This window comes from Alloalcanivorax balearicus MACL04, from assembly GCF_025532145.1.
Taxonomy (GTDB): Bacteria; Pseudomonadota; Gammaproteobacteria; order Pseudomonadales; family Alcanivoracaceae; genus Alloalcanivorax; species Alloalcanivorax balearicus.
This window is the reverse complement of the sequence record NZ_ARXS01000018.1, coordinates 36935-52710: the sequence shown is the minus strand read 5'-3', so window position 1 is coordinate 52710 and position 15776 is coordinate 36935. Positions and strand designations below refer to the sequence as shown.

Below are 15776 nucleotides of genomic sequence, written 5' to 3'. Positions count from 1 at the left end.
CCTCAAGCCAGCCGTTCCCCCATCAGAAACGCGCGCACGTCCAGCAGTCCGAATGGCCAGGCCAATTCCTGCTCCCCCCGGCGCAAGACCGGAATACGCTCACCGTACCGGGCGATCAGATCGTCGTCCTCGGCGATATCGACGGCCTCGATGGCCAGCAGAGGGTCCACGGTCAAGAGCATATCCCGGGCCCGCTCGCACAAATGGCATCCCAAGGTGGTGTAAAGCGTGACGGTCATGGTGTCTCCCCGTGACGGATGGCGAAGCAATGGTGCAGTCCGTGGCGGCGAAAGTCCTCCGGGGTGCTCCATTGGGTAAGGTCTTCCACCTGGTACCAGCGGCGAATGCTTTCATCCAGCTCGAAACGGCGGAAGTTGCAGGAGAAGTACAGGACACCGCCGGGCTCGAGCCGTTTGAGAATACGGCGGATCAATTCGCCGTGATGCTCCTGGACCACGAAGTCCTGGCGGCTTTTGTTATTGGAAAACGTGGGCGGATCACAGAACACCACATCGAACTGTTCGCGGCAGGTTTCCAGCCAGCTCATTACATCCGCCCGCTCCAGCGGGTGAGCGTCACTGGAAAAGCCGTTCAAGGCCAGATTACAGGCGGCCCAGTCCAGATAACGGCGCGAGGCGTCCACCGTCACCACCCGGCGGGCGCCGCCCACCAGGGCGTGAACACTGGCGGCGCCGGTGTAGGCGAACAGATTCAGGACGCGCTTGCCGGCGGACTCCTCCGCCAGCCGCAGCCGCATCGGCCGGTGGTCCAGGAACAGACCGGTATCCAGATAATCATTGAGATTCACCAGCAGATGGGCACGCCCTTCGCGCACCACCTTGTATTGGCCCCGGCTGTCCAGCTTCTGATACTGACTGTGCCCCTTCTGCCGCTCACGGGTGCGCAGATGAACCTGCTCCCGATGCACCGCCAACGCCGAGCGCACCGCGCTCACCGCCCACTGGCGACGTTCCTTCGCCTTGTCCGGATCAATCGTGGACGGCGCTTTGAATTCCTGTACCAGCGCCTGATCGCCATAGATATCCACCGCCACGTTGAATTCCGGCAGATCACGGTCATAGAGACGGTACGACTGAATATCCTCACGCTCCAGCCAACGGCGAAGGTGCTTGCCATTCTTGCGCAGCCGGTTCAGCAGCGGCACCGCCCCTTCCGGCGGCGCGAAGCCGGGCTCCGGCGCCACCCGCAGCGGTGACTCCGCCACTGGCGGCCGTGGCCGGTAGACGCGGATATAGTTCTTCATCGGACCGTTGAGCAAGCGGTGCTGGCTTTGCAGGTCCATACCGCAACGATCCAGGGTGGTGACATCGGCACCCAGCAACACCGCGGTCCAGTTGAGCGCCCTTTGCCCCATCAGGCGGCCAAGACCGGCGTGCAACCAGGCGGAACGCTCCCGCTCCTCCAGACGCTCGCCCCAGGGCGGGTTGGTCACCAGCAGGCCGGTGTCGCCCAGATCCCGCTGGCGCAAGGCCCCCAGCTCGCGCCGCTCCAGGTGCAACGAGCGCCGCACCCCGGCCCGCTCGGCGTTATCCATGGCGAACTGGATCGCCCGGTTGTCCACGTCAAAGCCCTTCAGCGGCGGCAACGGCGCCAGGTTTTGCAAGGTGGCGGCGGCCTCCTCGCGCAGCCCTTCCCACAGCGCTCGCCGGCACCCACGCCAGGCCATGAAACCGAAGTCCTGACGCAAAGCGCCGGGCGCCACGCCGCCGGCCATCCAGGCCGCTTCGATCAGCAGGGTGCCGCTACCGCAGAACGGATCCAGCAACATGGAAGGACGGTCCTGGCGATGCCAGCCGCCGGCTCTCAGTACGCCCGCGGCCAGGTTCTCACGCAGCGGTGCCCGGCCACCGGCCAGGCGATAGCCGCGCCGGTGCAGCGGCGTGCCGGCCAGATCCAGCCACAAGTGGGCCTGATTCTCGTCCAGACGCCCACGGACGCAGCACGCCCCCAGTTCACTGTCCGAGACGCGCAACGACGGGGGCAGTGCCCGCGCCAGCCGCCGGGTGCTGATACGGTTGTCACCGCGTACGCCCTTGCCGTGCTCCAGATTGAGAAACAAGGGCGCGCCGGCCGCCACCAGGGCTGGCCAGTCCAGCGCCGCCGCCAGCGCTTCCGGGGCTTCTTCCGCGCTGATCTCCAGGGTCACCAGCGGCAGCAGCACACGCTCCGCCAGGCGCGACCACAGGCACACCCGCAAGCCGTCTTCCTGGCGCCCATCGATGATGACATGGGCGTTACCGGTCTCTGTTACGGATATGCCCAGCTCCACCAGTTCCTCGGCCAACAGCGGGGCCAGGCCCGGCAGGCAAGTGGTCACGAACTCCATGGGGAATGCCTCGTCGGTGTCTGCACGAATTGGTATCTCGAAACAATTATCAACTAAATCAAGGAGATAGGCGAACTTTCACGAAACCGTCAAATATGCGGCATCCGTTTAACCACGCCGTCACATATTGCCGTTCGTTATTCGACACGGGCTGGCCCCTTTCCCATACTCGAAGAACGGCTTGCGTGATAACGGACGCGGGCCAAGGCACTACCAATACCTGATCACTCGTGTTCGCCACCGGCATCACGGGCCTTTGAGCCAGGGACAATCACCCGGAGCCATAATCCGGGAAGACAAAGGGCTCGCCCGCCCCGCCGGAGAAGGTTCCGTATGGACTCAGGGCGGCGCATTGTGACACAGAGAAGATCAGCAGGATATTCCCAGTCACTACGATGAAGGAAAGAGGAAAGTGTCCATGAAAAGACAGAAACGGAGTCGTGAGGAGAGGGCCTACAGCCGCGGATACCAGGCCGGTTATAAAGGAAAATCCAAAGACTTTTGTCCCTTCGACGCTTTGCAGGCCCGCAGCAGCTGGCTGAACGGATGGCGAGAAGGGCGCGTTGATCAATTACATGGCCTGGTGGGTGTCGCCGGCATCCACAACCTCAAGGATCTCCGCTGAAGAAAAGGGGGAAATGAACCGGATATGATGAACCGATAAAGCAACCCGTTCTCCACAGCGCCGGCACTCTTGGTGCCGACCCCATAGGGCCCCACCCGGGCCCTTTTCTTTAGAGCCTGTTCGCGATCTTTACGCCTCAGTCCTTTGGCCAGCCCCGGGCGATCTCGCCGATCAGTTCCGGGCCCCGATATATCAGTCCGCTGTAGATCTGCACCAGATCGGCACCGAGACGCCGTTTTTCCAGAGCATCCTCGCTGTTCATGATGCCGCCGACGCCGATCAGCGGCACGCGGCCGTTCAGGGTGCGGCTGACCACGTCCAGCGCGCGGTGAGCGATCGGTTTCAGCGGGGCACCGCTGAGACCGCCCTGCTCGTCAGCGTGCGGCTCGCCGGCGACACCGGGCCGTTGCAAAGTGGTATTGCTGACACAGACCCCATCGATGCCGTGACGGACGAAGGCTTCCGCCATGGACGCCAGTTCCTCGTCGCTGTTATCCGGGGCGATCTTGACCACCAGCGGCACCTTCCAGCCATTGCGCTGGTCGAGCTTGCTCTGCTCCTCGCGCAGCGTTCCCAACAGTGCGTTCAACGCCTCGCCATGCTGCAGCTCGCGCAGGCCCGGCGTGTTCGGCGACGACACGTTGACCACCAGATAGCTGGCCAGAGCGTGCACTTTGCGCTGACAGTGCAGGTAGTCCTCCACCGCCTGCTCCATCGGCGTGTCCTTGTTCTTGCCGATATTGATGCCGAGAATGCCGTTGTAGCCACTGCCACGGACCGCTTCCACCAGGTAATCCACGCCTTTGTTATTGAACCCCATGCGATTGATCACTGCCCGGGAGCGGGGCAACCGGAACAAACGCGGCCGCGGATTGCCCGGCTGCGGGCGTGGCGTCACCGTTCCTACCTCGAGGAAACCAAAACCCAGATCCGCCAAGCCGCGGATGCAATCGCCGTTTTTATCCAGCCCCGCCGCCAGCCCCACCGGGTTGGGAAAATCCAGCCCCATCACCCGCACCGGCCGGTCCGGTACCCGGCCCGGATAGAGCTTGCCGGCGCCGTGGCGCAGCGCCGCCAGCGTCAAGTCATGGCTGCGTTCGGCGGACAGGGAAAACAACAGGGGACGGGCGAGGGAATACAGCATGGGCGTTCCGGTTCCTTCGTGGGCGACAACGGCCGGGGATTATATCGGGAACCGCGCCGCCCTGCCCGGTTTGCAAAACGCCGGCACGCTGAGCCGCTTCACGAAGCCGCGGCAGGAGCTTGCCTGCAAGCGAACTCATCTCTGGCCCCAAAAATATTCGCTTGCAGGGCAAGCTCCTTCAAGTGCCTTGTAGATACCCTACCTCAGGTCGGGCAAGGCGGAAGGCAGGAAATCCCGCGCGTCCGGCAGTGTTTCCGGAAACACCAGGCCACCGGGTTCGCTGGTCTCGGTGAAGCGCAAGTGATAGCGGCCCTCGCGCAGGTCATGATAGGCATCCAGGGCGGTCCAGACCGCCGGGAGCTGCGGATAGCATTTACTGTAAGCCAGGCTGACCCGCCACAGCGCGCCGCTGAGGTCGTACTGGTCCGCCACCGCGATCTGCCAGCTGTCTTCGTCGATATAGAAACGGCGGCGCGAATAAATATGCCGCTCGCCTTCCCGCAGGCGCCCTTCCACCACCCACACCCGATGCCTTTCCCAGCGCGTCCGCGCCGGATTCAAATGCCCCCGGCGCAGGGATTCGCCCTCCCGCTCCAGATCGATATGGAAATCATTGTTGTACGGGATGAAGCGCTCCACCGGCTGTGGGTAGAGCAAACGCCAGCGGTATTTGTCCAGCGCCCCGTTGAACAGATCCGCGTCGTCAACGGTGCGCAGACCATCACTGCCCGCCAGCACGGCGTCGTAAGCGATTTCCGGCGCCCGGCGCACGCGCTGCCGCCCCACGTCATACCCCCAGGACTGGCGCGGCATCCGCGCCGGGTCGAGGGTGTCGTACATCAGTACCGCGCCACCAGCCAGCCGCGCCGGCGCCAGTATCCGCGAGTAGTAGTACAGGTAACGGGGCCCAATGCGCTCTCCGTCGAGGCGCTCATCGTAATAGGGAAAATACAGACTTTGCCGCGAGCTGACGCGGCGGTAGCCGCCGCCGGCGCGCACCGACAGCTGACTGGACTGGCGCTCCATGAAAACACCGCGCCAGCGCAACAGATGGTTCCACATCGCCTGACGGCCCCGGGCGCCAGCATCACCGTGCGGTATGGGGAAAGGAATGCCGCCGAACGCTCCCGCAACGCCGCGCTCGGAAAGCGTCGCCCGCACCGCGTTGGCGGCGGTATTGCGATACACCCAATCCGGCGCCGCCGCGGTGCGGCGGCTGCGGTAGACCGGCAGGTAAAAGCTGTCGGGATAGCGGCGGATCATCGCCGCCACGCCCTGCGGCAGGTCCGCCTCGTACTCGGCCAGGTTGCCGGCGTCGATGCGCAACAGCGGCTGATCCGCCGCCGGCACCCGACAGCCCTCGCCGCGCCAGGGAGGGATCGCCAGCGGCGATGAGAGTGGCTCGGTATTGCCGGCCCGTTCACCGCCCAGCGGTGTCAGATCCGACGACAGCCGCCGCGCCTCCTGCTCGCTCACCGCCGCCGGCACCGGCTGCGCCGCCAGCCCGAGGGCCAGCCCGGCGAGCAAGAGCAGCGGATAGCGGTTCATCAGGCCCCGAGAATACGATCCAACACTTCCGCCAGATTGGCGGAGGCACCTTCACGCACTTCGCTCAGCGCGGTGCGCAGCGACGTCGACAGATCCTCCCGCAGACGATCCAGCCGCGCGGCGCCGTTACCGAGCCGGGCGGCGATCTGCGGATTGATGGCGTCCAACGTCTTCAGAGCCTCCGCGAACAAGCGATGGCCGCTGCCATCCTCGGCGTGGAATGCCGAGGGGTTGCCGTTGACCAGAGTGCCGATCAGCGCCCGCACCCGGTTGGGCAGGGTCCACTCGAAGGCGGGATGGGACATCAACGCCTTCGCCCGCGCCACCGTGGCCGGCCCGGGCACCGCCGCCTGTACCGCGAACCACTGGTCCATCACCAGCGCTTCGTCCCGCCAGCGCTCGGCGAACTGCTCCAGCGCCGTCTCGGCGCCGTCCAGGCCGTTGCTCACCAGAATGCCCAGGGCACCGATTTCCTCGGTCATGCAGGCGGCGTCGCGGAAGGTCCGTTGCAGGTCGCCGGCAATACCATCGGCTTTGGCCAGGCCCAGGTAGGACAGGGCCAGCATGCGCAGACGGCGTTTACCCATGGCGTCACCATCGGCGCGATATTCCGGCTCCCGCAGGGATTCGGCCAGACGCCGCCAGTCTTCGTCGAGAGCCCGTCCCAGGGCCACCTTGAAAGCATGAGCGGCGCGGTGCACCCGGGCCGGATCCAATGGCGCATGACGGTCGCCGATGGCGGTCTCGGTGGGCAGGGTCAGCAGCAACGCGGCCTGGGCCGGATCCTCGGCGGCACGCCGGATCACCCCTTCCAGGGCCGGGCGCAGCCGTGCCAGTTGCTGCTCGGCGCTCTCGCCCTGTTCGATGATGCGCGCCAGCGCCGAGAAGTACAGGCGTTGGGCGGCATCCCACCGGCAGAAACCGTCGCTGTCGTGGGCCAGCAATGTCTGCAGTTGGGTTTCGTCGAAGTCGTAGCGCAGGATCACCGGCGCCGAGAACCCCCGCAGCAGGGAGGGCGTCGGCTTGACCGGCAGCGGGAGTGAGAAGGTCTGCGTGGCTCGCTCCAGAATCACCACGGTTTCGGTATCGCCCTGATCGTTCAACGCCAACGGCTTGCCCCGCGGGTCCAGCAGCGCCAGTTTCACCGGAATCATTAGCGGCTGCTTGTCCTCCTGTCCCGGGGTGGCCGGGGTGTGCTGGCTCAGCGTCAGGCTGTAGAGGCCATCCACGTAACTGTCTTCGGCGTTGACGATGGGGGTGCCGGCCTGGCTGTACCAGCGCTTGAAGCCGCTCAGGTCACGTCCGGATACCTCCTCCATGCAGGCGACGAAATCATCACAGGTCACCGCCTGCCCGTCGAAACGCTCGAAGTACAGATCGGTGGCGCGACGGAAGTCCCCGGCGCCAAGCAACTCATGCTGCATGCGCACCACTTCCGCGCCTTTTTCATACACGGTCAGGGTGTAGAAATTGTCGATCTTCTGATACTGCGCCGGACGCACCGGGTGGGCCAGCGGGCCCTGATCTTCCGGGAACTGGTGGTTGACCAGGAAGTTCACGTTTTCCACCCGCACCACCGCCCGCGAATTCATGTCCGAGGAGAATTCCTGATCGCGAAACACGGTGAAGCCTTCCTTGAGGCTGAGCTGGAACCAGTCCCGGCAGGTGACGCGGTTGCCGCTCCAGTTGTGGAAATACTCGTGGGCCACCACCGATTCCACCCGCTCGAAAGCGGCGTCGGTGGTGGTGGCCGGGTGGGCCAGCACACAGGCGGTGTTGAAGATGTTAAGCCCCTTGTTCTCCATGGCGCCCATATTGAAGTGACTGACGGCGACGATCTGGAAGATATCCAGATCGTACTCACGACCGTAGACCCGCTCATCCCAGTCCATGGCTTTTTTCAGCGACACCATGGCGTGATCGAGTTTGTCCAGATCCCTGTGTTCAGCGTACAGATGCAACGCCACCTCACGCCCGGACGCGATGGTGAAGGTGTCCTTGAGGCAGGCCAGATCGCCGGCCACCAGGGCGAACAGATAGCAGGGTTTGGGGAACGGGTCTTCCCAGGTGACCCAGTGCCGGCCGCCCTCCTCTTCGCCTTGGGGCTCTTCTCCACTGGCTACCGGGTTACCGTTGGATAGCAGCAGCGGGTAGTGTTCACGGTCGGCCCGCACCGTGGTGGTGAACCGGCTGAGCACGTCCGGGCGATCCGGGAACCAGGTGATGCGGCGGAACCCTTCGGCTTCGCATTGCGTGCAATACATGCCATTGGAGCGATACAGTCCCTCCAGAGCGGTGTTCTTTTCCGGCTCGATGCGAACCACCGAGGTCAGTTCGAAGCGCTCCGGTACCGAGAACACAGTCAGACGGCCGTCCGCCTCGCGATAGCGGGAGGCCGGCAGCGCCGCGCCGTCCAGACTCAGTGACAACAGTTCCAGATGCTCGCCGTCGAGCACCAGGTCCTCTGGCCGGTCGTCCCGGGCCGGGTTACGCTCCAGCGTCAGGGTAGCGGTGACCAGCGTGTGGCCGTCACGGATGTCCACATCCAGATGGGTTCGCGGAACCAGATAGGCTGGCGGCAGATAGTCCGCCAGACGAGTGACATTGGCCGGGCTGCCATCACGCATCAGTGCTCTCCTTTCCGCTCGGGCGCCGGTTGCAGGTCCACCGGCTGCTCGCTGTCCGCCGCACTGCTCTTGCTGTGTGGAGGCACATAACCGGTACGCTCCTGTTCCGGCAGATTCTTGGTTTCCCAGGCGATGATCGCCTGCAGACACAGCTCACGCTGCTCGGCGGAGACCCGGCGGCCATCGGGCCAGCGCCCCAGCTCCACGGCGCGGCGCAGGCCGTGCCACACTTCCAGGGTCATGGAATCAATCAACTGCTCGAAATTGGAAAAATTCATCATCCCTCTCGGGTCGTGACATGGGTGGGACAGCGGTCGGTCATCAATTATCCCCCGGACGGGTGCTCCAGCCCAGTTTGGAACGGCAGGCCTGATAGAAATCGTGCCCCGGCGGGTGGATCAACTGCAGACGGTGGGGCTTCTTGCGAATGGCGATGACGTCGCCCAGCTGCAATCGCACCCCGGAAGTGCCGTCGCAGCTCACCAGGGGCTTCACTTTCTCGGTGGTGATCTGGATCTTGATCTCGCTGTTGCCGTCCACCACCAGCGGCCGGCTGGTCAGGGTGTGGGGGTTCATCGGCACCAGCACCATGGCGTCCAGACGAGGATGCATGATCGGGCCGCCACCGGACAGGGCATAGGCGGTGGAGCCAGTGGGCGTGGAGATGATCAGACCGTCGGAACGCTGCCCATAGACAAAATGGCCGTCGATGATCAGCTCGAAGTCGATCATATGGACACTGTCACCGGAGAGCAGTACCACATCGTTGAGAGCGCTGCCCTCGCCCATCACCAGATTGCCTCGCCGCACCTCCATATCCAGCAAAAAGCGGCGCTCGGTGGTGTATTCGCCGTCCAGCACCTGGCCGACCCGGGACTCGATTTCCGAGGGCAGAATGTCGGTGAGAAATCCCAGGTGGCCACGGTTCACCCCCAGCACCGGCACATCGTAACGGGCCAGGGTACGGGCCGCGCCCAGCAGGCTGCCATCGCCGCCGACCACGATCACCAGATCACAGGATTCGCCCATCTGAGCGGCGCTGGCCGCCTGCAGTCCCATCTCCGGGAGGCTGCCGGCGATGTCCTTTTCCAGAATGACGGTGCAGTCGCGACCGTGCAGAAAGTGAATCAGTTGGCGCATGGAGTACAGCGCCTGCTCGCTTTCGGAACGGGCAATCAGGCCGATATTGCGAAATTTGTCTTGCGCCACATTAGTCCCGGGTTGGGCCCCAGCCCCGGATCCCCGGGACGGGCTATTCGAGATACTCGTGCAGATGGTCGGCGTTGCCGTTGAGGCCGCCTTCCAGCACGAACACGTCCAAGCCTGCGTTTTTTAACAAAAATGCCGCCGTGGCGCTACGCCGACCGGTGTCACAGTAGGCCACGTAGGCCTGTTTCGGGTCCAGCAACCGCGATTTCAGGCGCAGCACATTCAACGACATATTAGCGGCTCCGGACAACCGATGACGGTCAAACTCATCGCCGGTGCGCACATCCAGCCAGCGGGCGCCGGCGGCGATCTTATCCCGGGCCTTGTCCACCGGCAGGGTATGGATGATCGGTTCACGCAGCAGTGCGTCGAAATCGTCCCGCCCCAGCCGCATCAGCACCCCGTCCGTGGCCATGGTGATGGTGGCGTTACGCGGCGTGCCGGACAGCAATGCCTCCTCACCGAACCACTGCCCTTCCTCCAGCATCGCCACCGGCGTCGCCACTCCGGGGTTACCCAGTTCGATGGACACCTCGCAGACCCCTTCCTTGATGATGTAGCAGCAATCCGCTTCCTCGCCCTGGCGGATGATCACCTCACCTTCCTTGCAGCGGCGGGCGTGCAGGCGGCGGAAGATTTCCAGAATGTTGGCCGGCGGCACCCGGTGGAACAGATTGGACTTCAGCAACCGGATCATCCAGTCGCGGTCATGCTGATAAGCGGCATTGGCATTGATGTCGAGAATCACGTAACCGGCGGACTGATCCCAGGACAAAATGGTGTCCAGCCGGAAACTGTCGAAACGCACCACGCTGACCTCGGTCAGCGCCCGGGCGTCATCCCGGCGTGGCTGGAAATGGCCGAGCGGATGCCAGGACGCGGCATCCCCGGCCCGCACCACACCGCGCTGCCCACTCTCGTTGAACAATTCCACGTCACCGCTGAGCAGATAGATGGTAGCGTTATCGCGGTCGCCCTGACGGAACAGAATATCGCCGGGCTCGTAACGGCAGACTTCCTGCTGATCCAGCAGCCAGTCGAGCTGATCGTTGGACAGCGCATTGACCGGCACGAACGCCTGCAATAAACGCTTATCGATGGACTCTTGAGCCATGAATGGCTTCCCCCCCTTATTATTTGATCGTGCGAGTCCCCCCGACCCGCGCGATCCGGCATGCTTAGCGTTTGTTTAACAGTCTTGAAGCAAGATACTTACCAGTTCGCGGCACGATTACCGGAACTTGAGCACATTATCGATGGCGGCATCCGAACGGCAGTGCGGACAGCGGTTGGAATTACAGTCGGACACGCCCGGCTTGAACTGATTCGGCACGTCCACCCGAATCACTCTTTTGCCACAGGCACGCGCCTCCGGCCCCACCGCCACCTGGCATACCGGATTCTCATAGTGAGCCAGCCAGGCACGGTAGTGATCCTCGGTCACCAGGCATTTACGGGCGGCGAACGCCAGCGGGTTTTCCATGTAATCGGAAATCTGATCGGCGCCGATGGAGACATGGCCGGCACCGGGATGGAAGGCAATGAAACTGAGCCCCAGGCTCTCCAGTTTACGCAGCATCTGCTCGCCGCCGGCATTGCTCACTTTCATCTGTTGATGCTTGAGGCCGGCCACGTCCTTGCGCAGTTGAGCGATCAGGTCGTCCCGGTTGAGCACTTCCATTTCCTTACTGTGCAATTCATCGGACAGGCGCGCCCGTTCTTCTTCCAGGCGCTGCTCCAGCTCCAACTGGTACTGCTGGCGCAGCCGCTCCGTTTCACTGCCCTGATCGCGGTCCTGAGCGGCTTGCTCCTGCTGATCCCGGCGCAGCGCCTCCAGCTGTTCCTTGAGTGAGCCGCTCTGTTCGCGCAACGCCGCGTTCTGGGACTTCAGTGTCTTGAACTGCATCAGCACCTTTTCCAGCTGCGTATTGAGGATTTCCTCTTTCTGCTGCTGGGCATAGCGCAGTTGCGCCATCTCTTCCTTCTGTCCGCTCTCCAGGGTATGGATGCGCAGACGCAATTCCTTGATGGTGCGGGCCAGCCTGACCCGTTCCGGATCCGGCTCGGCGGCGCCGAGAGTGGGAATGTCCTCCTCGGACAGCACCGGCGGCGCCGTCGGCGGTGGCAGATCCTCGTCCATCTCCAGGCCCATCTTCGGCCCGCGCTGGCGCAGCAGATCCCGCACCGCGACAAAATCGTTGGCGCCGGGCTTCATCGACGGATCCCACAACTGGTCCTGGTGCCAGGCCACCGGGCACTGGCTGCGGCAGGCCAACCGGATCGGGCCACTGCCCATGTCGGGGCCGGGGCCACCGTGCTCGGCCAGGTGGCGCAATGGGATATTCCAGGTGGTATCGGCCATGCCGTCTTCGTCGAAGCCGATCAGAAACAACACCAGCGCCTTGACCTTCAACTGTCCGTTGATCAGACAGTAGCCACCGCGCATCTCTTTGCGAGCGAACTCCGGCACCCCCACCATGCCATCCAGAATCGCCTCGAAGTCGGCGTAGAGCATGCTTTTGGTGATGTGGTGCTCGGCAAAGAACACTATTGCTTCAGAGGTAACGGAGGACCCCGCCATCTCGCCTTCCCCGGGTCATGTCTTTATCGTTTTATCCGCCTTGCGGACCGTCAGGTGACCAGGCTCGTCACAATCTGTCGATCACAGACAGCTACGACAAAAGTGTGAACCGGCTTTTAGGTAAAAGAAAGGGGTTGCTCGGGAAAGGTAATCAGAACGCTGAGTGCTTCACAGAATCGGGAGGGGTTGGCCCATCGGGCCGGAGGGGTGACGACGACGGGGGATCAGAGCTCCACACCGTCGTCGTCGTTTTCCCAGTCGCCTTCAACCAGCTCTTCCAGGGTTTCCAGCCACAGTTTTTCCTGCAGTCGTTCTTCGAAATAATGATCCATGGTTATTCTCCTTTACGTTTCATCCCGTATTGTCTAATCAAAAGTTGTTGAATCAAGAGTTGTCTAATCAAAGGTTGTCGGATCAACTTTAGCGTCCCCTTGGTGACCCTTTCATGACAGGGGTCAAAAGGCGCTTACAGGATAAGAACATCAGGAGGGAAGGAAGTTCCGCGGTGGCCTGGCGCCACAAAAGAAAAAGCCGCATCGAAACACTCGATGCGGCTCCTTAATACATGGAAAAAGGCTAAGATCATGAAAAACATTGGCGGAGCGGACGGGACTCGAACCCGCGACCCCCGGCGTGACAGGCCGGTATTCTAACCAACTGAACTACCGCTCCGAACTTTCCACTAGGGAAACTGGTGGGTGGTGACGGGATCGAACCGCCGACCCTCTGCTTGTAAGGCAGATGCTCTCCCAGCTGAGCTAACCACCCGCATCGCGTTGCGAAGTGGGCGCCATTTTAGGGATTGGCCCCGGAGTGTCAACGGCTTTCTGCGAAAAAACCTGCCGTTCGTTCATATTTTCGTCGCACTGTCGAATAAACGCCCTTTTTGGCTGCATTTCAGCCGGAATCAGCCCCCGACTCCTGTTCTTCAATCCACTTTTTCGCCTGCTCCAGGGTGAAGCGCCCGGGCACGGTCCGGCCACTGGGCTCGGCCACCAGATAATGGCTGACCTTCAACTGCCAGGTGGCGCGGTCCAACTCCCCTTCTTCCATGATGGTGTAGCCGGTGCGTCCCCAGGCGAAGCCATTGCCGATCACGCCGCGCCCTCCTCACTTTCCTCGCCCACCACCCGGTCGACGATCAGGTCCGCCAACCCTTCCACCGACAGACTGCGGGACTGATCAAACCAGTTATGGGTCCAGCCGGTCATGCCAGTGATCAGCCGCCGCATGATAAACGGATCGGCGCGGAAACGGCCTTCCTTATGAAGATCCTCCAGCACGTCCAGCCAGAGCTGCTCATAAATGTCCCGCAAGGCCAGTGCCTCGCGTTGCTTGTCCGCATTGAGGCAGCGCCACTCGGTCACCAGCACCGTCATCGCCTCGCTGGTATCGCCGACAATGGCGGTCAATTCCGCGCGCACCAGTGCCCGCAACCGCTCCACCGGCCGGTTCTCGGCGGCGATGGCGGCGCGCAGACGCTCGGTGTTGAAGTGGATCACCTCCTCCATCACCGCGAACAGGATCTCTTCCTTGGTTTTGAAATGGTGGAAGATGGAACCGCTCTGGATCCCCACCACGGCAGCGATATCACGCACGGTGGTGCGTTCATACCCTTTGTCTCGGAACAGCTGGGCGGCGGCACTGAGCAGACGCCCCCGCGGGCTGTCGTCTATGCCGTGTACAGCGCGTGCTTGTGTCATGGTTCCTCCTGATCGGACGGCATTATACGCATTACACAATTAGGCATCAGACAATGCCGCTGGCCCATTTGGCCGCGGACCTGAGCGTTTCGGTCAATGGTCGTGGCCGATCCCATATTTACATACCAAGCGCTTGCTTGGTAGTGTTGAGCCACTCCGTTACCGGCCCATTTGCCCACTTGCCCGTTTGTAATGAAGGAAGGAACAACACCATGAGCGACCTGACCCGCATCGGCTGCGCCGCCGGTTTCTGGGGCGACACCAACAGCGCCGCCTTCCAACTGGTCCGCCAGGGCAATATTGACTATCTGGTGTTCGACTATCTGGCCGAGGTCACCCTGTCGATCATGGCCGGGGCGCGCATGAAGGACGCCAACGCCGGTTACGCCCACGATTTCGTCACCCAGGTGATGGCGCCGCTGGCCCGGGAGATCAAGGACAAGGGCATCAAGGTGATCAGCAATGCCGGCGGCGTGAATCCCCGCGCCTGCCGGGATGCCCTGCGAAAAGCGTTCGCCGAGGCCGGCGTCGAGCTGAACATCGCCCTGGTGGAAGGCGACGATCTGAATCCTCGCCGGGCCGAATTCGCCGACTGCCGGGAAATGGACACCGGCGCGGCCTTGCCGCCGATCACCGTGACCATGAACGCCTACCTTGGCGCCCTGCCGATCAAGGCCGCTCTGGACGCCGGCGCTGACCTGGTGCTCACCGGCCGCATCGCCGACTCCGCCCTGGTATTGGGCCCGTTACTGCATGAGTTCCAGTGGCCGGATACCGACTACGACCGGCTGGCCCAGGGCTCCCTGGCCGGCCATCTGATCGAGTGCGGCGCCCAATGCACAGGCGGCAACTTCACCGATTGGCGCGATGTGCCCGGCTTCGACAACATGGGCTTCCCGATCGCCGAATGCCATCGGGACGGCACCGTGGTGATCACCAAACCGGCGGACACCGGAGGCCTGGTCACCCCTGCCACGGTCGGCGAGCAACTGCTCTATGAGATCGGCGACCCGCGCCAGTACATCCTTCCCGATGTGGTCTGTGACTTCACCAACGTCACCCTCACCCGGGACGGGACGGATCGGGTCAAAGTCAACGGTGCGCGCGGGCTCGCCCCCACCGACACTTACAAAGTGTCCGCCACCTACCCCGACGGCCAGCGCATCACCGCCTCTTTCCTGATGGGCGGCATCGACGCTCCCGCCAAGGGCCGGGTGGTGGCGGACGCCATCCTCAGCAAGGTGGCGGCGCAGTTCAAACAGGCGGGGCTGGCTCCGTTCCGGGATGTCAGTGTGGAAATCCTCGGCAGCGAGACCACCTACGGCAATCAGGCGCGCCGCCAGGACAGCCGCGAAGTCGTGGTGAAAATCGCCGCCCTGCACGACGACCGCAAAGCCCTGGGTCTGTTCGCCCGGGAAATCGCCCAGGCCGCCACCGGCATGGCCCCGGGCCTGTCCGGTCTGGTCGGCGGCCGGCCCAAGCCGATGCCCCGCATTCGTCTTTATTCCACCCTTATCGCCAAACAAAAAGTGCCGGTCACCGTGGACGTCAACGGCGAAACCCTGCCGGTGGCCATTCCCGCCGGTAAACCGCTGGCGGAGCCAGCCCCGCAAGCAGACGGCGAGACTGCCTCCGGTGACATCGAGGTACCGTTGGTGAAACTGGCCTGGGCCCGCTCCGGCGACAAAGGCAACCACGCCAACATCGGCGTTATCGCCCGGGACCCGGCTTACCTGCCCTATTTACGCGCGGCACTGAGTGAAACCGCGGTGGCGGACTACATGCGGCATGTGCTCGATCCGGAAACCGGCTCGGTCCGCCGCTGGGAACTGTCCGGCATGCACGCCTTCAATTTCCTGCTGCGCAACGCCCTGGGCGGCGGCGGTATCGCCAGTCTGCGCATTGATCCGCAGGGCAAGGCGTTCGCGCAACAGCTGCTGGACATGCCGGTGGCGGTCCCCAACACCCTGGCCGCGGCTCTGCATTGACTCC

13 protein-coding genes and 2 tRNA genes are annotated in these 15776 nt (G+C 63.2%); 2 read left to right on the top strand and 13 right to left on the bottom strand.

Features of this window, described 5'->3' with window-relative positions; all coding sequences use genetic code 11:
* Positions 1-2: 2 nt before the first annotated feature.
* Positions 3-239 carry a glutaredoxin family protein gene (locus MA04_RS14940; RefSeq protein WP_022994434.1) on the bottom strand — a complete coding sequence of 79 codons (237 nt, stop codon included), beginning with the start codon at positions 237-239 and terminating at the stop codon, positions 3-5.
* The gene (gene rlmKL / locus MA04_RS14935) at positions 236-2347 is read right to left on the bottom strand and encodes a bifunctional 23S rRNA (guanine(2069)-N(7))-methyltransferase RlmK/23S rRNA (guanine(2445)-N(2))-methyltransferase RlmL (protein WP_163121151.1); all 2112 of its coding nucleotides are present in this window, start codon (positions 2345-2347) and stop codon (positions 236-238) included. Before rlmKL ends, MA04_RS14940 begins: the two co-directional genes overlap by 4 nt.
* Positions 2348-2765: 418 nt before the next feature.
* On the opposite strand from rlmKL, the gene rmf reads away from it, so the two are divergent.
* Positions 2766-2972: a ribosome modulation factor gene (rmf, locus tag MA04_RS14930; RefSeq protein ID WP_022994432.1), complete on the top strand. Its 207-nt coding sequence runs from the start codon at positions 2766-2768 to the stop codon at positions 2970-2972.
* Between the two features lie 136 nt (positions 2973-3108).
* Here the strand turns inward: rmf and MA04_RS14925 are convergent, their stop codons facing one another.
* The 11 genes from MA04_RS14925 to MA04_RS14875 form a co-directional block, all read right to left on the bottom strand.
* Complete coding sequence (locus MA04_RS14925) at positions 3109-4116, bottom strand: quinone-dependent dihydroorotate dehydrogenase (protein ID WP_262461274.1); 1008 nt, start codon at positions 4114-4116, stop codon at positions 3109-3111.
* A gap of 198 nt (positions 4117-4314) precedes the next feature.
* Positions 4315-5664 (bottom strand): DUF1329 domain-containing protein, encoded by a 1350-nt coding sequence (locus tag MA04_RS14920; RefSeq protein WP_262461273.1) that lies wholly within the window; start codon positions 5662-5664, stop codon positions 4315-4317.
* Entirely contained in the window at positions 5664-8291 is a 2628-nt protein-coding gene (gene pepN, locus MA04_RS14915) for an aminopeptidase N (protein ID WP_262461271.1), read from the bottom strand. The genes MA04_RS14920 and pepN overlap by 1 nt, the downstream gene beginning before the upstream one ends.
* Positions 8291-8572: a YeaC family protein gene (locus tag MA04_RS14910; RefSeq protein WP_163121159.1), complete on the bottom strand. Its 282-nt coding sequence runs from the start codon at positions 8570-8572 to the stop codon at positions 8291-8293. The genes pepN and MA04_RS14910 overlap by 1 nt, the downstream gene beginning before the upstream one ends.
* A gap of 40 nt (positions 8573-8612) precedes the next feature.
* Positions 8613-9500, bottom strand: a complete 888-nt coding sequence (locus MA04_RS14905) for an NAD(+) kinase (RefSeq protein ID WP_014994154.1) — start codon at positions 9498-9500, stop codon at positions 8613-8615.
* A 43-nt stretch (positions 9501-9543) separates the two neighbouring features.
* Positions 9544-10614 carry a cyclic nucleotide-binding domain-containing protein gene (locus tag MA04_RS14900; protein ID WP_163121161.1) on the bottom strand — a complete coding sequence of 357 codons (1071 nt, stop codon included), beginning with the start codon at positions 10612-10614 and terminating at the stop codon, positions 9544-9546.
* Positions 10615-10731: 117 nt separating this feature from the next.
* Positions 10732-12081, bottom strand: coding sequence for a hypothetical protein (locus MA04_RS14895; RefSeq protein ID WP_262461270.1), 1350 nt, complete (start codon positions 12079-12081; stop codon positions 10732-10734).
* A 595-nt stretch (positions 12082-12676) separates the two neighbouring features.
* Positions 12677-12753 (bottom strand) — tRNA-Asp (locus tag MA04_RS14890).
* Positions 12754-12773: 20 nt separating this feature from the next.
* Positions 12774-12849 (bottom strand) — tRNA-Val (locus MA04_RS14885).
* A gap of 129 nt (positions 12850-12978) precedes the next feature.
* Positions 12979-13179, bottom strand: a complete 201-nt coding sequence (locus tag MA04_RS14880) for a hypothetical protein (protein WP_262461269.1) — start codon at positions 13177-13179, stop codon at positions 12979-12981.
* Entirely contained in the window at positions 13176-13784 is a 609-nt protein-coding gene (locus MA04_RS14875; RefSeq protein ID WP_262461268.1) for a TetR/AcrR family transcriptional regulator, read from the bottom strand. Before MA04_RS14875 ends, MA04_RS14880 begins: the two co-directional genes overlap by 4 nt.
* Positions 13785-13996: 212 nt before the next feature.
* Here MA04_RS14875 and MA04_RS14870 point away from each other — a divergent pair, with 212 nt between their 5' ends.
* Positions 13997-15772, top strand: a complete 1776-nt coding sequence (locus tag MA04_RS14870) for an acyclic terpene utilization AtuA family protein (protein ID WP_262461267.1) — start codon at positions 13997-13999, stop codon at positions 15770-15772.
* Positions 15773-15776 lie beyond the last annotated feature (4 nt).

Excerpts from the sequence above, each read along its gene's own strand:
- MA04_RS14875 (WP_262461268.1), bottom strand. The coding sequence starts at position 13,784 with ATGACACAAGCACGCGCTGTACACGGCATAGACGACAGCCCGCGGGGG.
- MA04_RS14910 (WP_163121159.1), bottom strand. The coding sequence starts at position 8,572 with ATGATGAATTTTTCCAATTTCGAGCAGTTGATTGATTCCATGACCCTG.
- MA04_RS14920 (WP_262461273.1), bottom strand. The coding sequence starts at position 5,664 with ATGAACCGCTATCCGCTGCTCTTGCTCGCCGGGCTGGCCCTCGGGCTG.
- pepN (WP_262461271.1), bottom strand. The coding sequence starts at position 8,291 with ATGCGTGATGGCAGCCCGGCCAATGTCACTCGTCTGGCGGACTATCTG.
- MA04_RS14900 (WP_163121161.1), bottom strand. The coding sequence starts at position 10,614 with ATGGCTCAAGAGTCCATCGATAAGCGTTTATTGCAGGCGTTCGTGCCG.
- MA04_RS14895 (WP_262461270.1), bottom strand. The coding sequence starts at position 12,081 with ATGGCGGGGTCCTCCGTTACCTCTGAAGCAATAGTGTTCTTTGCCGAG.
- MA04_RS14925 (WP_262461274.1), bottom strand. The coding sequence starts at position 4,116 with ATGCTGTATTCCCTCGCCCGTCCCCTGTTGTTTTCCCTGTCCGCCGAA.
- rmf (WP_022994432.1), top strand. The coding sequence starts at position 2,766 with ATGAAAAGACAGAAACGGAGTCGTGAGGAGAGGGCCTACAGCCGCGGA.
- MA04_RS14940 (WP_022994434.1), bottom strand. The coding sequence starts at position 239 with ATGACCGTCACGCTTTACACCACCTTGGGATGCCATTTGTGCGAGCGG.
- MA04_RS14870 (WP_262461267.1), top strand. The coding sequence starts at position 13,997 with ATGAGCGACCTGACCCGCATCGGCTGCGCCGCCGGTTTCTGGGGCGAC.
- rlmKL (WP_163121151.1), bottom strand. The coding sequence starts at position 2,347 with ATGGAGTTCGTGACCACTTGCCTGCCGGGCCTGGCCCCGCTGTTGGCC.